This window comes from Corynebacterium freiburgense, from assembly GCF_030408815.1.
GTDB classification, from domain to species: domain Bacteria; phylum Actinomycetota; class Actinomycetes; order Mycobacteriales; family Mycobacteriaceae; genus Corynebacterium; species Corynebacterium freiburgense.
In genome coordinates, this window is the sequence record NZ_CP047355.1 from 2375526 (window position 1) to 2390585 (window position 15060).

A 15060-nucleotide genomic window follows, 5' to 3' on the forward strand; every position below is an offset into this window, starting at 1 on the left:
CAGCGGAAAACCATCAGTGTGGTCAATGATGCATCCATGGGCATGATGGATGCATTTCGGGCGCTGCGCGCGATGACCGCGCCCACTTCGTCTTTGTCTGAGCACCCCAGGTTGGAGTCCCTGAGTTTCATTGGTGACGATCTCGATGACGTGTCATTGCATGGTATTACCCGTGACGCGGCCCTCACGATTCCTGCACTGCTGCGCGCCCGCAACCTTATTTGCACTACCTGCGCTCGGCTCCCGATCGTAGCGGTGCGAAACGGCACAGACCTGGATGCCCAACCCGCATGGATTTCCCGCACTGATGGGCTGCTCAGCCCGTATCACCGGATGTTGTGGACCATCGACGATCTGCTGTTTTACGGCTGGTCACTGTGGCGGGTCACCCGCGACTACTCAGGTCATGTGCTCACCGCTGACCGGGTCCCATACGATGCCTGGGCATTTGATGCCGAGGATCGTGTCCTAGTCGATGGGGCGCCGGTTGCGGCCGCAACCCATATCCTGATCCCTGGGATTCATGAGGGCATTCTTGCACTGGGGAAAACCACCATCCCGGAAGCACTCGCGCTTGCTCGTGGGGTGCGGCGCGCAGTAGAAACCCCAGCCCACACCACCGAGTTGCATCAAACCAGTGATAAGCCGTTGACACCGGAAAAAGTCGCCGAGCTGAAACAAAGCTGGATTCGTGCCCGGAAAGGCCGCGATGGTGGGGTCGCATTCACTTCAGCAGGCATTGAAGTGAAAGAACACGGCAGCATCAAAGAACACCTGTTGGTTGAGGGCCGCAACGCGGTTGCGGTTGACTTGGCGCGACTGTGCTCGATCCCGGCCGCGATGATCGATGCCACCCTCTCCGGCACCTCCTTGTCGTATTCCAATACTCAAGCCAGGATGGCCGAGCTGATCACCTTTGGCATCGCCCCGATGATTTCAGCGGTCACCGCCCGACTGGGGATGGACGACATTGTGCCCCGTGGTGTGTCACTCAGGGTCGATACCAGCGAGGCCACCGCCGATATCGCTGCACTCACTGTGCCTGATGATCGTTCCCTACCCGCGCCTAACCCACATGTTGAAATTGAAAGTGAGAACCAATGACTATTTTTGGCGTTGATGTCTCTGAGTGGCAAAACGGTCTCAGCCTCGTCGAGGCCGCCCGCGAGTCGGACCTGGATTTCGCCATCATTCGTACTACTGATGGCATCCACCGTGACCGGGTCTACCAGTCGCATCTGGCAGACGCCGAGGCAGCTGGCCTGATTACGTCGGCATACCACTATTTGCGTAACCCTCGTGAAGGATCGAGTATTGCGGCCCAGGTACAAGCCTCCCTTGAGGTTATGGGAAACCAGCAACGCCCAATGTGGATTGATGTGGAAACCCCCGCAGGCATCCACGTCGATCACATCCGCGAATGTAAGCGACTGTTCGAGCAAGCTGGTGTTCGTGTCATCGGGTGTTATTCATATGTTCCCTATTGGGAGCATAAAATTTCACCAAATGAGCCAGATAGCCATGAGTTCGGTGCATTTTGGGTCGCCGCTTATGGAACCAATACCCCGGGCCCGCCAAAAAATATTTATCCAGGAAATAGCCACAGGCAGTGGAATTACCCATTGGGCAACCAACAGCCAGCGTTGTGGCAATTTAGCTCAGAAGCGCGATTTGGAAGCTGGCGCGGCGGAAATTCAGGTGTTGATATCAATGCTTTTCGTGGCACCAGAGAACAACTACATGCCCTGTTCTATGGCACCACCTCACCGATGGAAGAAAGTGAACCTATGCGCACAGATATTGATTCATTGATCCTTGACCAGTTGGCCGGGCCGGGCCGCGATGCCCATGGCCACACATTCGCCGGCTGGCCGCAGCTCGGCGGGCGCACCGTCGTCGATGCCTTGGCCGCCATTGGTGAAGCCCTTGAAGTGCAAGGGTTTTCTGCAAAACCATGACCGTCATCGAACTTGTTGCCTTAACCATCACCGCTGTGGTGAATACCTTTGCCGTCCGGCAACTGCTTACGGTTGTTGCCCCTGATCCTGCTCCCGTACAACCATGACACCAACACAAGTGAAACATCCAAACCGCGCCACGATCCGCACCCTGGTCGCCGCTGTCATTGGCATCGGCCCGATTTTGCCAATCATTGCCAAAGAACTTGGCATTGAATCCATTCCATGGGTGGCGGCAACCCTCGCCACGATCGCTACGATCACCCGTATTCTTGCTCACCCTGCTACGGAGGCATGGATGAAAACCTACATGCCGTGGTTGGCTGCTGAACCACGAGAAAAAAAGGGGCGCCACCGTGATTCTGCAGACTAACGCACTGTTGACTGCCACCACCTGCACTGACGCCGACGCTGCCCCACGCATCGTTGAAGGGCTTATCCTGCCGTGGAATCAGCATGGCATGACCAGCGCCGGAGACTATCAGGTCGCGCGTGGGGCGATCACCATCCCCGATGATCTTCGCCATATTAAATTGTTGAGAAACCACTCAACTCAAGCAGATTGGCAACCGGTCGGCTACGCCCTGGAACTTACCGACACCGATGCTGGTTTGTACGCAAAATTTCATCTTGCCCGAACCCCGGATGGCGATCTTGCCAGCGCAGACATCCGCGAAGGAGTGCGCGATGCGCTATCGGTCGAACTGCTCGAACCCCAATTTGACGGTGACACAATTACTGCGGCGACACTGATGTCAGTCGCGTTGGTGGCGATCCCAGCGTTCTCCAGCGCCCGTGTCACCAGTATCACCGCCTCCCATACCACACCCGACCCAACCGAGACCACCACGATGAATAATGACACCCCCACCGCCGAGACTGTCACCGCCAGCGCAGGCCCGGCCGCAGCCCCCGGCGGCATCCACGCCACACCGCGCCCAGTCGAACTCAGCTGCTCTGCGATCTACGATGCGCTTGCCCGCCTGGATGATCCCACCGCCGAGCCGACTATGCTCACCGCGGCACTGCAATCATTGCAGGTCGCGAAATCCCCACTTGGGCTCGCGCCGAACTGGGTCGGTGAGCTTTGGGAAGGCGTCACCTACCAGCGGAAATTTATCCCGGCCATGCGGCAAGACACTCTCACGGGGTTGAAAATGCAAGGCGTGCGCTGGAAAACCAAACCTGAGGTCGCCGACTACGCTGGGCATCCCGCTGAAGTCTCGTCAACTAAAGCTGAATTCGAACTCGTCGAAGTTGAGGCCACCCGATTGGCGGGCGCGAACCAGCTGCCGATCGAGCACATCCATTTCCACCAAGTCGATGTCATCGCCAAATACTTCGCAGCCATGGCGGAATCCTATGCGCAAAAGTCCGACGAAAAAGCCCTGGCTGATGCGCTTGCGGGTGCCGGTGCCGAGGATGATCAATCTGCAAAGCAATGGTCGCTGTTTAAAGCCTGCGGCTGGGCGCGGCACACGATCCATGCTGCGACCAATATCGACCCGGATGTGTATGTCGTCAATGACATGGATTGGTTTAATTTGATCGATGTCAAAGAAAAAGAATTACCAGCGTTTTTGGAAATGCTTGGCATTACCCCGGCCCAGATGAAACCAACTCCATTGATCGGCAAAGGGAAAGTCCTGGCGTGGTGTAAACCAGCCATCCGCCACGGGGAGTTAGCAGGCAGCCCGATCCGCGTCGATGCACTCAACGTCGCTAAAGGTGCCACCGATGAAGGCGTGTTCGGCTATCGCGCCACACTGGTTGAGCAACCCAAGGGCCTAAAGTTGGTGAAGTTTACCGCATGACCAACCGACCAGTAGGCATCATCAATGCCGAAAAGCTTGCCGCCCAACTCAAACTCAGCGGCGACTATCACGCTGACCTCGCCGACGTCATCGACGCAGTCGTAGACCTGGTCGCTGACTGGGTCCCGGCGTCCCAATGGGACAGTGCGAAAACCCGCCGTGGCGCGCACATGCTCGCCGCCCGATTATGGCGACGCCGCGCCAGCCCCTCCGGGGTGGAAACTATCGGTGAACTGGGTCCCAGCTATGTCGCGAAATACGATCCCGATATCGAGGCATTGCTGAACCTTGGGCGCCACCGAGACATCATCGTCGCCTAGCTACCGTTACTGCAATGATTACCGACAGCCTCACTGACATTACGACCGCACTCCAAAATGCGGGCATCCCGGCCGATATCGACCCGCTATGTCTGCATCCACCGTGTGCGTGGGTGCATGCTACCCGCTGGCTCGGCCGCCGTCTCGACGGCACAAACATTATTGAGATAGGGATTCATCTTATTAGCCCAGAAACAGATATCCCGGCGGCCATCGGCGTGCTAGAAAAGATGCTCACCACAGCACTGGACGTGCTGAGCGGCAACGTCGTTGACACCGACCTGGGGACCACCGTCACCCTCCCCGGCGGGGAGGTCTGCCCTGCATTCTCTCTCACCATCCGACCCCCACACTAGGAGCTATCCATGCCAGTCAACACTAAAATTGCTACCACTGGGCCCGGCAAAATTGTGCTTGGCCAATCCACCGCCGGATTGAACTTTTCCGCCGAGGTGTCCGCCGCAACCATCGCACCATCGGTGAAAGCCGGCTCGGAAATCCAACTCCTATCAGGTGATGTCGCCGCCGAGGCAACTACCTATAGTTATAAGTTGAAACTCACATGTGTGCAAAACCTCACCGTTAAAGGCATCGTTGGGTATTTGTGGTCGAAAAAAGGCACCACTGAGAAAATCGAGTTCATTCCCAACACCACCGATGGTGGCAAATTCGAAGGCACGGTTCGCCTTGACCCGCCAGAAGTCGGGGGCAAGGTCGGGGAAGCTGGAACTACCAACATCGAGCTGGATTTCATCGGTGAACCCACATTCACCCCAGCCACGAAAGTCAACGGGATCACGCCATGAGCTACGCCGGAGCACCCGGCCATGTAGAAATCGAAGGTGCCCGGCAACTGCGCGCATCACTCCGCCGCGCTGGCATCGACATGAAACAACTCAAAGCGGTCAACAAATCAGCCGGTGAAATCGTCAAAACCGCATCTGTGGCTGTCGCACCAGTAGGCTCGCGCACAAAACGCGCGCGCGTTCGCAGACTCAAAGACACGCTCACAGTGTTCTCCACCCAGACCGGGGCACGTATCCGCCTTGGCGCGAAAAGCGTGCCCTACGCCGGGCCGATCCACTGGGGCTGGTTTGCCCGGAACATCACACCAAACCCGTTTGTTGCAGAGCAAGCCCAAAAAACTGAACCCACATGGCTTCGCCTCTACGAAGAGCACGTCAAGAACATTCTCAACACCATCGAAGGAGCTTAACCACCAATGAAAAAAATCACAGTGACGTATTCCGACGGTACGACCGAAACCGCGAAGGTCATGACCCCCGACCAAGTGCGGTTTGATATGCATCGTGCCCGGATGGGCTGGCCCTCATTTCAGGACGCACCGTTTCTCGGGATGTCGTACTGGACGTGGGCCGCACTCAACCGCACCCACGCCACCACCCTGGACTTTGACACATGGATCGAAACCGTCGCCGACCTGGTCGCCGATGATGCTCCGGAGGTGATGCCGGACCCTACGACCGGGGCACCACCATCCGGGAATTAATGCGCCTGGCCTATGCGTGGGGTGTCGCCCCTGACTATTTTTTCACCTGCGATGATGTGATGATCGCGACTGCGGTCGCCGTGGTAGAGGAAATCAACAATGGGTAAAACAGCACTGCTCTCTGTCAAAATTTTGGCAGATGCAAAAGGCGCGAACAAAGGATTCGATGAAGCCGAAACCCGGATCGATAAACTGCAATCACGCGCCACCTCCGCAGCCCAAGCCATGAGCGTGGCCTCCGGCGCAGTCATCGCCTTCGGCGTGCAAGCATTCGAATCCGCGAGCAGCCTGCAACAATCCACCGGCGCGGTAGAAAGCATTTACAAACACCAAGCCGAAGCAATTAAAACCCTCGCCGCAGAAGCATCCAGCGCCGTCGGTTTGAGCAAAAACGAATACCAAGAGTTAGCCTCGGTGATGGGGGCGCAGCTGAAAAACATGGGCGTCTCCCAAGGGGAGCTGGTCGGCCAAACTGATGAACTCATTCAAAAAGGCGCTGACCTCGCCGCCACGTTTGGTGGTACCACCGCCGACGCAGTCGCTGCACTGTCATCCCTCATGAAAGGCGAGGCCGACCCGATCGAGCGCTACGGCGTGTCCATCAAAGAATCCACCATCCAAGCCGAACTGGCCGCGCAAGGACTCGATAAACTCGAAGGCGAAGCCGCGAAAACCGCCCGCACCCAAGCCATCCTGACGCTGCTGAACCAACAAACCGCCGACACAGTTGGCGCATTCAGCCGAGAAGCCGATACCGCCGCCGGCCAACAACAACGCGCTAACGCCGCCTGGGAAAACGCCAAAGCCTCCCTCGGTGAAGCCCTCCTACCATACGTGGCACAAGCTGCAGAAAAAGTCGCGGAGCTTGCCAAATGGGTCGGCGAAAACCCAGAAAAATTCCAAGCCATGGCCGGCGCCGTCATCGGGATCACCGCCGCACTCTGGGGTGTGGTCGCTGTCGTGAAAGCCTGGCAAACCGCCACCGCTGCGATGCAGATCGCCCAAACCGCGCTCAACGTCGTCATGAGCGCCAACCCATTGGGGCTCATCGTTCTGGCGATCGCTGCGGTCATCGCGGCGCTGGTGTGGTTTTTCACTGAAACAGAAACCGGTAAACAACTCTGGCAGCAATTTACCACCGCACTCAGCGACAGCGCAGCATGGCTCGGTGACCAACTCACCGCCGCCTGGAACTGGTGCACCCAAGAATGGGAAAAGTTCACCGGTGCTGTCGACGACGGCGCGACCTGGGTGACCGACTCCTGGAACTCAATGTGGCACTCAGCCGAAGACACCTGGAATAACGCCACCGGATGGCTCGACGACAAAGCGACCTGGGTGACCGACACCATCACTGGCCTACGCTCCCTCATCTTCGACGGCGACTACACCGGCACCCTCGGCCAAGCCCTCGGCATCGAAGAAGACAACACCACCATCGGCTTCGTCCTCAATGTCCGAGACTCCCTCACAAACCTAAAAACCTCATGGTCAGAAGTCTGGACCGCGTTCCACGGCGGTGATGACGGCTACGGTGCCCTGTCATCCCTCATCGGTGCGAGTGCCGCAGAATACGTCATCACCAAAGTCGCCGATGTTGGCGACGGGATGCGCACCATGGCTGAAACCAGCCGCACAGCACTGGACTGGTGCATCGACAAATGGCACGACACCAGCACTATCGTCAGCGAGTTTATCGACCTCGCCGCCCGCCCCGGCGACGCCATCAGCGGGGCCATGGACCTCGCCGTCACCGCACACAATCGCCTCATCCAGGCCGTACGCGACACCATCGACTGGATTGACGCACTCCTCGATCGCCTCGCGAATGTCAGCCTCGGCGACCTCGCCACCTACGCGGGTGAGATTTTCGCCACCCACACCCCACCAGATCTAACCGGCACGATCCCACCAGCCCACATCCTCACCGCCGCGCCACTGGCCGCAGCCATCCTCACCGCCGCCGCCACACCCCGCCGACCACTGCGCCTCGGACGACTCTCTTACCACACCCGACCCGAAATACACAACCACTTCACCATCACTGGGGCCCTTGACCCCGATGCTGTCGCCGATCAAATCCGGCGGCTGCTCGATCGCGACCGTGAACGGCAAACAACATGGTAAAACAACGATCACCGCTGGCGCGGGGTTTGCGCGTGTCAATTGCGGGGACGCGCATCCCACTTTATGAGATTGCCGGGTTTTCCACGACGTGGGGGCGTCAAGAACTCAACGAGCCACCACGCTCGCGCACCGCCACACTCAAGCTTTACTACCCAGATTCTGCTGATGATCTGCGTGCGGCCGTAGAGTTTATGCGCAAAAAAATAGTGGTTGACCTGAATATTCCCACGCCGACTACTCAAACGAAAGAACCCAAAACTGTCCCGGTATTCCGGGGGTACGTCGATGAGGTGGAAATCACCCCAAACCACCCGCCAGAGGACGGCGGCCGCGTGCTGATCCGCGCAATCGAAGCTACTGATTATGAGGATATTTTCCGGCTCACCCCTGATGTTTTTCCGAGGGATCGGAAAGCTCATAATGCTAAAACCATGATTAACGAGTGGTTGATTAAAAAGGGTCGGCCGCGCCTGGGCATCAGCGCGTACACCGTCAGTGGCAACCCGGAGTTGTATCCCGCATCCCACAAGCAAGAAAAACGCACCATCCGCCAATGGCTCGAGGCATCGATTTGCCGTCCCATGGGCAGCTATCCGTGCTGGTCACCGGACTATCAAACGTTGCGTGTATCCACGTGCGCCGCCCGCGGCCTGACCTGGGGTGGGCTGACAGAACTCCCCGCCACCAACGTCATCTCCACCGCCGCCGCCCGTGTCGGACCCCAGCACCGAACAAAATTAATCTGGGTAGAAAACTCCGGCGCAGTCATCGGGCCCAAACGACATATCATCATCGACATCGACCGCGCCGACCGACACGGTCCTGTGATGAAAATCATTTCAGACTACGGTGTATACACCACAGACTACAAGGAGGATATGACCGCACTCTGGAAGCTGCAGGTCACGGGCTCAAGAAAATTCACATTCTCCGATCGACTTATTGCGCCATCGTGGTGGGAAAACAGGTACTGCTGGCTGCCATGGGAAGACCTCCACACCGGCATCAGCATCGCCGGCGACCCCATCGCCACCATCATGGGCGCACCCCCCTGCTTCACCGTCATCGGCGGCACCCTCACCGTCACCACCACCGAAACCACCCACACCGTCAACGCCATCTGGCGCACCCCACCAACCTAACCACCCTCAATCCGCCACGCCGCCCGAGCTGCGACACCCAACGCACTCGGTGAAACTCCTATATAAACGCGTGTGGTTTCAATCTTGGCATGGCCAAGAAGTTCTTGAACGGCACGAATGTCGTGTGTTGCCCGATACGCAGCGGTTGCAAATCTATGACGCAATTTATGGCCAGTCCAATCTTCGGGCAACGCACGAGAAACCAGCTTCCCCACATGGGCAGCAGAAATATGCCCTTCACATTGACCTGGAAATAGCCAACCACCGACTGCACTAATTTGTCTTCCTAAGTGCGGAGGACAAGGTACTACGCGAACGTGCCCACCCTTGCCTTCAACCCTCAGTAACCATACGCCCTCTGATCGGGTAATATCAGCCGCGCGCACTTTAGCAACTTCTCCCCTTCTCAGCCCACATAGCGCCATCAACTCAAGCATAATTCGCACACGATCGTCAGCGGCACGAATCGCCGCCAACACTATGGGATCAGGAACCGGCAATGGCACTGCCCTAGGAAGTAAGACTGTAGGTAATTTATTCGTTGGATCAACGGAAATAACACCGTTTTCGAACATCCACCTCCCCAGCATCCTAATAGATGCACGTGCACTTGCCCGCGTCGCTGGCGCCCACTGCTGACCAGCCATCCACGTGATGATCTCACCACGGGTAAACCGCTGAATATCTCCATTTATATGCTCTATGAAGCGTTTCGCGTGACTCATTCTCAGTGCCACAGTCCCCGGCCGTCGTCCTGTGGCAACCATTTCATCTCCCCACCCCCGAAGAACTGCATCTAAGCCGCACGAAATAGATTTCATGCAACTTAACGTAATCTAAATCATGGCAGGTCAGGCAGGAATAGCCATTAACCAGCGGGTTCGGGGTTCGAGTCCCTGATGGCCCACAATTTTAAACCAGGATAGAGGTAAACCCTCTGTTCTGGTTTTTTGCATAATACACAAAACCCGCCTCAACCTGCACTAATATTGGTGCGGTGAGGCGGGGGTGCGTCGATACGCGTTAGCGTTGTGCGAGGAGGAGCTGAAGCTCTCGAAGGTCGCGATGGTACTTACGGTTTCGACGTACGCTGAGCCCAATACCCAAGACCACTACTGCGGCCACTCCCCCAAGGATCATTTGGACGCGTGGATCCTTAAGCCGTTCCATAACACCTTTAGATGCGTCTTGGACAAGGTTTTGGGGTCGGCTGCGTTCTGCAATCTGGTCGAGGGTGCCTGCTAATTGGCGGCGGGTACGTTCGATGTCACGTTGGATGGCGTCAATATTGCGGGCCACTTCGTTCTCCACAACTAGGTCGATGTTTATAGCGAGTTATTGTTAACGGTAGTTCATCATGGTTGTGTGTGCACGCTCACGCCCCAATGTTTGCTTTTCCATGCCCCACCCAACACTGTATGTATTGTATGCGCAGCTCATATTTGAAGGGGTGCTACCTGGGAAAAATCCTGGTGTTTTTTACTCTAACTTGGGGGTACCCACCAATATTGGGGCGCAAGGTATTGTTAACTTCATGACTGATTCGACACGCCTTGCGGTTGGTGACACTGCCCCTGCTTTTACGCTCCAAGACCATACTGGCAAGATGGTTTCCCTTGCTGATTATTCTGGCAAGCGTGTGCTTGTGTATTTCTATCCGCGGGCAAATACCCCGGGATGCACTAAAGAAGCCTGTGATTTTCGGGATAGTCTGGCTGATTTCCGGGGCCTAGATATTGATGTTATTGGGATTTCCCCTGATTCACCGGAGAAACTTACGGTATTTCGTAGCGATCATGATTTAAATTTCACTTTGCTTTCGGACCCAGACAAGGAAGTTATGAAAGCTTGGGGTGCGTTTGGGGAAAAGAAAAACTACGGCAAGATTGTGCAGGGTGTTATTCGATCAACTTTTCTTATTGGGGCCGATGGCACAATCGAACAAGCAATGTATAACGTTCGCGCTACGGGGCACGTTGCCCGCGTGCTTAGGGAAGTAGAATAGCCCGATCGAATTCTAGGTGGCTATGAGGTAATGGCAGAGCAAGTATCGGATTCTGAAATCCTTGTTCCTCGGAAACGTCCAGCGCAGCAGCGAAGCCGTGAAAAGTATTCACGGATATTGGCGGCGGCTCGGGGCGTTTTAGTGGATGTTGGTTTTGAGTCCTTTACATTCGATGAGGTTGCCCGCCGCGCAGGTGTTCCAATCGGGACGCTATATCAGTACTTTGCCAATAAGTATGTAATGATTTGCGAGCTAGACCGGCAGGATACCGCGGGCATTGTTTCTGAGCTGTCCAAGTTTTCGACTCGCGTACCGGCGCTCCAATGGCCGGATTTCTTGGATGAGTTTATTGATCACCTTGCGTCCCTTTGGCACGATGATCCTTCGCGCCGTGCGGTATGGCACGCTGTCCAGTCCACTCCGGCGACTCGTGCCACCGCTGCGGCGACCGAACGGGAGATGCTGGAGATCATAGCAAAAGTGATGCGCCCACTTGCGACAACGATCACAGATTCGGACCGCTTAGCATTGGCCGGGATTTTGGTACATACGGTATCTTCCCTGCTCAACTATGCTGTTCGGGATCAAAAATTAGATGAACCACGCTTCCAAACCACGGTTGCGGAAATCAAACGTATGATCCTGGCATATTTGTTTGCTGTGGCGACAATGTAGGGTTGCTGTGGGTTTCCAGCAACCCTGTTGTGCGCTATTTAATTGGGTTATATTGTGCCCATGAAGGCACTCGTGATTGTCGATGTTCAAAACGATTTCTGCCCGGGTGGTACCCTCGCCACCATCAACGGATCAAGAGTTGCGGCTGGCATCACTGAACATGTCCGCGCAGCTGGAAACTACTATTCGCACATTGTTGCCACGAAAGACTGGCATATTTCACCCGCCACTCACTTTTCCACACACCCCGACTTCATTGACACTTGGCCCGCCCACTGCGTCGCAGACACCCCCGGCGCAGAGTTCCATAAAAATCTAGACGCAAGCTTGATCGAAGCGGTCTTCCATAAGGGAGAATATTCCGCAGCCTACTCGGGCTTCGAAGGCCACCTTGCCAACGATGACACAAGCCTTGCAGACTGGCTCCGGGAACGAAACATCACCCATATCACTATCGTGGGAATCGCCACCGACTTCTGCGTCAAAGCCACCGCACTCGACGCCCTTCAAGAAGGCTTTGAAGTCGAGGTCCTTGCCGACCTCACCGCCGCCGTAGGCGACCAGGATGCCGCACTAGATCAGCTCCGCGCGATCGGGGCGTCGATAAGCAAAACACTGGCCGCCGCATAATCACCATCGTGGGTGATGCTAAGGCTTGTGCGCACATCACCCACACTCTTTTCGACGGCCGCCCCTACCGCACCCCTGAGCGCCAACTCAACGCGGTGATACGCATCGGCCCGCACTTCTATCTCAGACCAATCCAATGCCTCCGGAGCAATCACCGGAGGCCTCCCAAAAAGCGCTTGTGACCAGGCCTTAATAAACGCCTCCTTAGCCGCCCACCGACCTGCAAGATGCTCCACCTCCCGCACGCCGGTATATTTCCGCGCCCGCCGCAATTCATAAGCGCTAAACACACCCGAAAACCGGCTACCCGGTTGCTCCAATTGCTCCCGAAAACCAGAAATCTGCACGATATCAATCCCCGTAGCGGGAAGAAACACCCCATTGCTTGCGACCATACTGAGATTCTAGAGGAAGCTCCCCAGCCAGCCACAGCAAAGCGTAATACCCCAAACCTGAGAAAACGGGGTTACTTAACGGGGGATACTTTCTCAACCTTGTGGATCATTCACATTTTTGATGTCTATAAAGAAGCCCTGACTCCATGCCCCCTATATTAGGGCCCATAAACGGAGGCTATTGTGGACGCTTTACGCTTTCCGATTGATTTATTTAATACAGAATATTTGACCCCAAGAGTGCTACCAAGCAGGCGGTTTAATCGCAATATTCGATAAATACATGACAAATATTGTGGCGTTACTGTCTTACAATTAGCATTACAGGCCGATTTTCCAAAGATAAAAATCCTGAGTTTTTACTGTGCATCTACAATGCGGCTGAACTGGCTTTTAGCCTTCAATCCTGAGTTAGCTGTAGATTTTATAATTTTTATCCTGAATTGTTATATGAGCGAGCACAGGTGTATAGCCCAAGTTTTTCATTACCGACTCAGATTGTGGTTGATTAATTTTCTTTCATTTTAAACAACGAGGGATTACCACGATTACGTCACTGTGCTAACGTTTTTCTCGCAATTTCCTAATAGTATTGTCAAAGAAAATGAAGTAGAGTGCGTGTAGCACCTGAGATAGAGGAGCTTGGGATGAAGCTAGCTATCAAGGTTGTGCCGCACGTGCTCGTGCCCATTTCACCCCGCCCTTTAGCCCTTGAAGGTACCTAAAAATGTACGCTCACACCCTTGGCGCTATCGCAGCATTAGCCTTAACCATTTACCTGTTCCAACCTCAGCAAAAATTGTGGTTCCTCCGCAATTTCCAAAACGGCAAAAAACTGCATTGGATGTATCTTGGCATTGCATTGCTAGTTTTCTTTTCCCAGCTTGCAATGTTGTTTATCCCCGACCGCCCGGCCATGAATCAAGTAACAAATGGCATTATTTATACCGGGTTGGTAATTCTTATCTTTCTTACTGCACGGCAGAAAATACATTGCCCAGTATCCCAATCATCTCTAAGAATCCTCGCAATTGGCGCACACCCAGATGACCTCGAAATAGCTTGTGGTGGCACCCTTGCAAAATTAACTGATGCGGGCCATATTATTCATGCAATAGTCATGTGCGATGGACAAGTTGGAGGCAATGCAGCGATTCGGCCAAATGAAGCCCGAAACGGTGCAAGATTTATGGGTATTTCTAAAATAGACGTACACAAATTCACGGATACAGAATTGGCAAAGCACGAAGTTGAGCTCGTGCAAACCATTGAAAATAAAATCAATGAATTTCAGCCGGATGTGATTTTTACCCATTCAAAAAACGATCAGCATCAAGACCACCAAGCGGTGCATTATGCAACACTTCGTGCGGCTCGACGTCACCCTTCCGTGCTGTGCTACGAAAGCCCATCCTCCACCCGCGAATTTGACCCATCATTCTTTGTGGATCTCTCCGAGTACGTGAATGTAAAAGTCCATGCCGTTGAGCAGCACAAAGACCAACTAAACAAACCATATATGGGCCCAGATCACGTGCGTGGAATCGCAGCATTCCGCGGATCACAGGCCAAAATGCGCTTTGCTGAAGGGTTTGAAATAGTGCGTCTTGTTGATTCATCACTGGAAGGAATCTAATGCGTTTTCTGGTCACTGGAATCGGAGGACCAGCTGGAAAAGCTTTAACCACCCAACTAGTCGCCCGCGGGCACGCCGTATACGGAGTTGATTTGACCGAGGTCTCCGACCCTCGACTCGCCGCTTTTGCGACGGTACCCGCAGCCACCGACCCAGAAATGCTGCCGCACCTTCGGTCTCTAGCCGTCGCCCACAACGTAGATTTCATTATTCCGACGGTGGCAGAAGAACTCACAATTATTGCTCATAATCGCGAGTTTTTCGCACCCATCCCAGTGGTTATTGGCGCACCCGACGCTGTCGCCTGCGCCCACGACAAATACCTCACAATGCAACGCCTGCAACAAGCCGGCGTGGCAACTCCAGAATTCGCACTGCCGAGTGAGTTCCCCAATATTGAAGCGGCACTTCAGCATTTTGGCAATGTTTTCGCTCTTAAACCCAGAATTGGCCGCGGGGGCCGGGGATTCCAGGTAATAAGACAACCTAGTGACCTCAATTGGGCGCAGATTGATGATTCCGTAATCCTCCAAGCCTTCGCCCCCGGAGCCGAATATGCCCCAATGGTATTCGTTCCCCAAAGCAGAAAAACATCAACAGTGGCGGTAGTCCAAAAAGAACAAGATGCGACAGTTCGTATACCGAATGAATCCGTGCCCGCCATAGCGACTCTCGCACAAAGCACAGCCAAAGCAATGGGCCTCGTAGGACCCATCGATATTGATGTTCGAATCAATGCATCCGGAGCGCCAGTTGTACTAGAAGTCAATGCAAGGTTTGGCGCAAATAGTGAACTAGCCCCAGAAATTCTGGGTGGTTTATTTGAAGATCTCAAGGTGAAGTAAAGA

19 protein-coding genes are annotated in these 15060 nt (G+C 54.8%); 16 read left to right on the plus strand and 3 right to left on the minus strand.

The features are described 5' to 3' along the window. Nucleotides 1–18: 18 nt before the first annotated feature. From CFREI_RS10680 to CFREI_RS10730, 11 genes are all read left to right on the plus strand, one after another. Nucleotides 19–1104, plus strand: a complete 1086-nt coding sequence (locus CFREI_RS10680) for a phage portal protein (RefSeq protein WP_290246075.1) — start codon at nt 19–21, stop codon at nt 1102–1104. Next, complete coding sequence (locus CFREI_RS10685; protein WP_084170620.1) at nt 1101–1958, plus strand: glycoside hydrolase family 25 protein; 858 nt, start codon at nt 1101–1103, stop codon at nt 1956–1958. The genes CFREI_RS10680 and CFREI_RS10685 overlap by 4 nt, the downstream gene beginning before the upstream one ends. Nucleotides 1959–2061: 103 nt before the next feature. Next, entirely contained in the window at nt 2062–2331 is a 270-nt protein-coding gene (locus tag CFREI_RS10690; protein ID WP_035111211.1) for a hypothetical protein, read from the plus strand. After that, a complete protein-coding gene (locus CFREI_RS10695) occupies nt 2315–3772 on the plus strand; it encodes an HK97 family phage prohead protease (RefSeq protein WP_290246076.1) in 1458 nt (485 codons plus the stop codon). Before CFREI_RS10690 ends, CFREI_RS10695 begins: the two co-directional genes overlap by 17 nt. Beyond that, nucleotides 3769–4092: a hypothetical protein gene (locus CFREI_RS10700; RefSeq protein ID WP_290246077.1), complete on the plus strand. Its 324-nt coding sequence runs from the start codon at nt 3769–3771 to the stop codon at nt 4090–4092. Before CFREI_RS10695 ends, CFREI_RS10700 begins: the two co-directional genes overlap by 4 nt. Before the next feature lie 14 nt (nt 4093–4106). Continuing rightward, nucleotides 4107–4448 carry a hypothetical protein gene (locus tag CFREI_RS10705; RefSeq protein ID WP_027011476.1) on the plus strand — a complete coding sequence of 114 codons (342 nt, stop codon included), beginning with the start codon at nt 4107–4109 and terminating at the stop codon, nt 4446–4448. 9 nt (nt 4449–4457) lie between these two features. After that, on the plus strand, nt 4458–4898 hold the full coding sequence (locus CFREI_RS10710) for a hypothetical protein (RefSeq protein ID WP_027011475.1): 441 nt from the start codon (nt 4458–4460) through the stop codon (nt 4896–4898). Beyond that, nucleotides 4895–5308, plus strand: a complete 414-nt coding sequence (locus tag CFREI_RS10715) for a hypothetical protein (RefSeq protein WP_027011474.1) — start codon at nt 4895–4897, stop codon at nt 5306–5308. The genes CFREI_RS10710 and CFREI_RS10715 overlap by 4 nt, the downstream gene beginning before the upstream one ends. Before the next feature lie 6 nt (nt 5309–5314). Further along, complete coding sequence (locus CFREI_RS10720; protein ID WP_051255732.1) at nt 5315–5602, plus strand: hypothetical protein; 288 nt, start codon at nt 5315–5317, stop codon at nt 5600–5602. A gap of 99 nt (nt 5603–5701) precedes the next feature. Next, entirely contained in the window at nt 5702–7729 is a 2028-nt protein-coding gene (locus CFREI_RS10725; RefSeq protein WP_051255731.1) for a phage tail tape measure protein, read from the plus strand. Continuing rightward, nucleotides 7723–8871 (plus strand): hypothetical protein, encoded by a 1149-nt coding sequence (locus CFREI_RS10730; RefSeq protein WP_027011473.1) that lies wholly within the window; start codon nt 7723–7725, stop codon nt 8869–8871. The genes CFREI_RS10725 and CFREI_RS10730 overlap by 7 nt, the downstream gene beginning before the upstream one ends. Here the strand turns inward: CFREI_RS10730 and CFREI_RS10735 are convergent. After that, nucleotides 8868–9692 (minus strand): tyrosine-type recombinase/integrase, encoded by an 825-nt coding sequence (locus CFREI_RS10735; protein ID WP_027013523.1) that lies wholly within the window; start codon nt 9690–9692, stop codon nt 8868–8870. The two genes, CFREI_RS10730 and CFREI_RS10735, sit on opposite strands and share 4 nt — an antisense overlap. A 202-nt stretch (nt 9693–9894) precedes the next feature. Further along, nucleotides 9895–10170 (minus strand): DUF3618 domain-containing protein, encoded by a 276-nt coding sequence (locus CFREI_RS10740; protein WP_027013524.1) that lies wholly within the window; start codon nt 10168–10170, stop codon nt 9895–9897. Between the two features lie 235 nt (nt 10171–10405). Between CFREI_RS10740 and bcp the strand changes: the two genes are divergently transcribed. Genes bcp through CFREI_RS10755 form a run of 3 tightly spaced genes read left to right on the plus strand, consistent with a single transcriptional unit; the run spans nt 10406 to nt 12181 of the window. After that, nucleotides 10406–10876 (plus strand): thioredoxin-dependent thiol peroxidase, encoded by a 471-nt coding sequence (gene bcp, locus CFREI_RS10745; RefSeq protein WP_027013525.1) that lies wholly within the window; start codon nt 10406–10408, stop codon nt 10874–10876. A 30-nt stretch (nt 10877–10906) separates the two neighbouring features. Continuing rightward, nucleotides 10907–11551, plus strand: a complete 645-nt coding sequence (locus tag CFREI_RS10750; protein WP_027013526.1) for a TetR/AcrR family transcriptional regulator — start codon at nt 10907–10909, stop codon at nt 11549–11551. Nucleotides 11552–11611: 60 nt separating this feature from the next. Beyond that, complete coding sequence (locus CFREI_RS10755; protein WP_027013527.1) at nt 11612–12181, plus strand: isochorismatase family protein; 570 nt, start codon at nt 11612–11614, stop codon at nt 12179–12181. Here CFREI_RS10755 and acpS read toward each other — a convergent pair. Then, a complete protein-coding gene (gene acpS, locus CFREI_RS10760) occupies nt 12130–12576 on the minus strand; it encodes a holo-ACP synthase AcpS (RefSeq protein WP_035112550.1) in 447 nt (148 codons plus the stop codon). The genes CFREI_RS10755 and acpS overlap by 52 nt on opposite strands. A gap of 727 nt (nt 12577–13303) precedes the next feature. On the opposite strand from acpS, the gene CFREI_RS10765 reads away from it, so the two are divergent. Both CFREI_RS10765 and CFREI_RS10770 read left to right on the plus strand, forming a co-directional pair. Continuing rightward, nucleotides 13304–14212, plus strand: coding sequence for a PIG-L deacetylase family protein (locus tag CFREI_RS10765; RefSeq protein WP_051256119.1), 909 nt, complete (start codon nt 13304–13306; stop codon nt 14210–14212). Further along, the gene (locus CFREI_RS10770) at nt 14212–15057 is read left to right on the plus strand and encodes an ATP-grasp domain-containing protein (protein ID WP_027013530.1); all 846 of its coding nucleotides are present in this window, start codon (nt 14212–14214) and stop codon (nt 15055–15057) included. The genes CFREI_RS10765 and CFREI_RS10770 overlap by 1 nt, the downstream gene beginning before the upstream one ends. Nucleotides 15058–15060: the final 3 nt, after the last annotated feature.

What these genes read in the sequence shown, in the direction of transcription:
- CFREI_RS10735 (WP_027013523.1), bottom strand. Translation starts at nt 9,692, where the DNA reads ATGAAATCTATTTCGTGCGGCTTAGATGCAGTTCTTCGGGGGTGGGGA.
- CFREI_RS10685 (WP_084170620.1), top strand. Translation starts at nt 1,101, where the DNA reads ATGACTATTTTTGGCGTTGATGTCTCTGAGTGGCAAAACGGTCTCAGC.
- CFREI_RS10755 (WP_027013527.1), top strand. Translation starts at nt 11,612, where the DNA reads ATGAAGGCACTCGTGATTGTCGATGTTCAAAACGATTTCTGCCCGGGT.
- CFREI_RS10750 (WP_027013526.1), top strand. Translation starts at nt 10,907, where the DNA reads ATGGCAGAGCAAGTATCGGATTCTGAAATCCTTGTTCCTCGGAAACGT.
- CFREI_RS10720 (WP_051255732.1), top strand. Translation starts at nt 5,315, where the DNA reads ATGAAAAAAATCACAGTGACGTATTCCGACGGTACGACCGAAACCGCG.
- CFREI_RS10690 (WP_035111211.1), top strand. Translation starts at nt 2,062, where the DNA reads ATGACACCAACACAAGTGAAACATCCAAACCGCGCCACGATCCGCACC.
- CFREI_RS10765 (WP_051256119.1), top strand. Translation starts at nt 13,304, where the DNA reads ATGTACGCTCACACCCTTGGCGCTATCGCAGCATTAGCCTTAACCATT.
- CFREI_RS10705 (WP_027011476.1), top strand. Translation starts at nt 4,107, where the DNA reads ATGATTACCGACAGCCTCACTGACATTACGACCGCACTCCAAAATGCG.
- acpS (WP_035112550.1), bottom strand. Translation starts at nt 12,576, where the DNA reads ATGGTCGCAAGCAATGGGGTGTTTCTTCCCGCTACGGGGATTGATATC.
- CFREI_RS10730 (WP_027011473.1), top strand. Translation starts at nt 7,723, where the DNA reads ATGGTAAAACAACGATCACCGCTGGCGCGGGGTTTGCGCGTGTCAATT.
- CFREI_RS10725 (WP_051255731.1), top strand. Translation starts at nt 5,702, where the DNA reads ATGGGTAAAACAGCACTGCTCTCTGTCAAAATTTTGGCAGATGCAAAA.
- CFREI_RS10710 (WP_027011475.1), top strand. Translation starts at nt 4,458, where the DNA reads ATGCCAGTCAACACTAAAATTGCTACCACTGGGCCCGGCAAAATTGTG.
- CFREI_RS10715 (WP_027011474.1), top strand. Translation starts at nt 4,895, where the DNA reads ATGAGCTACGCCGGAGCACCCGGCCATGTAGAAATCGAAGGTGCCCGG.
- CFREI_RS10700 (WP_290246077.1), top strand. Translation starts at nt 3,769, where the DNA reads ATGACCAACCGACCAGTAGGCATCATCAATGCCGAAAAGCTTGCCGCC.
- bcp (WP_027013525.1), top strand. Translation starts at nt 10,406, where the DNA reads ATGACTGATTCGACACGCCTTGCGGTTGGTGACACTGCCCCTGCTTTT.
- CFREI_RS10770 (WP_027013530.1), top strand. Translation starts at nt 14,212, where the DNA reads ATGCGTTTTCTGGTCACTGGAATCGGAGGACCAGCTGGAAAAGCTTTA.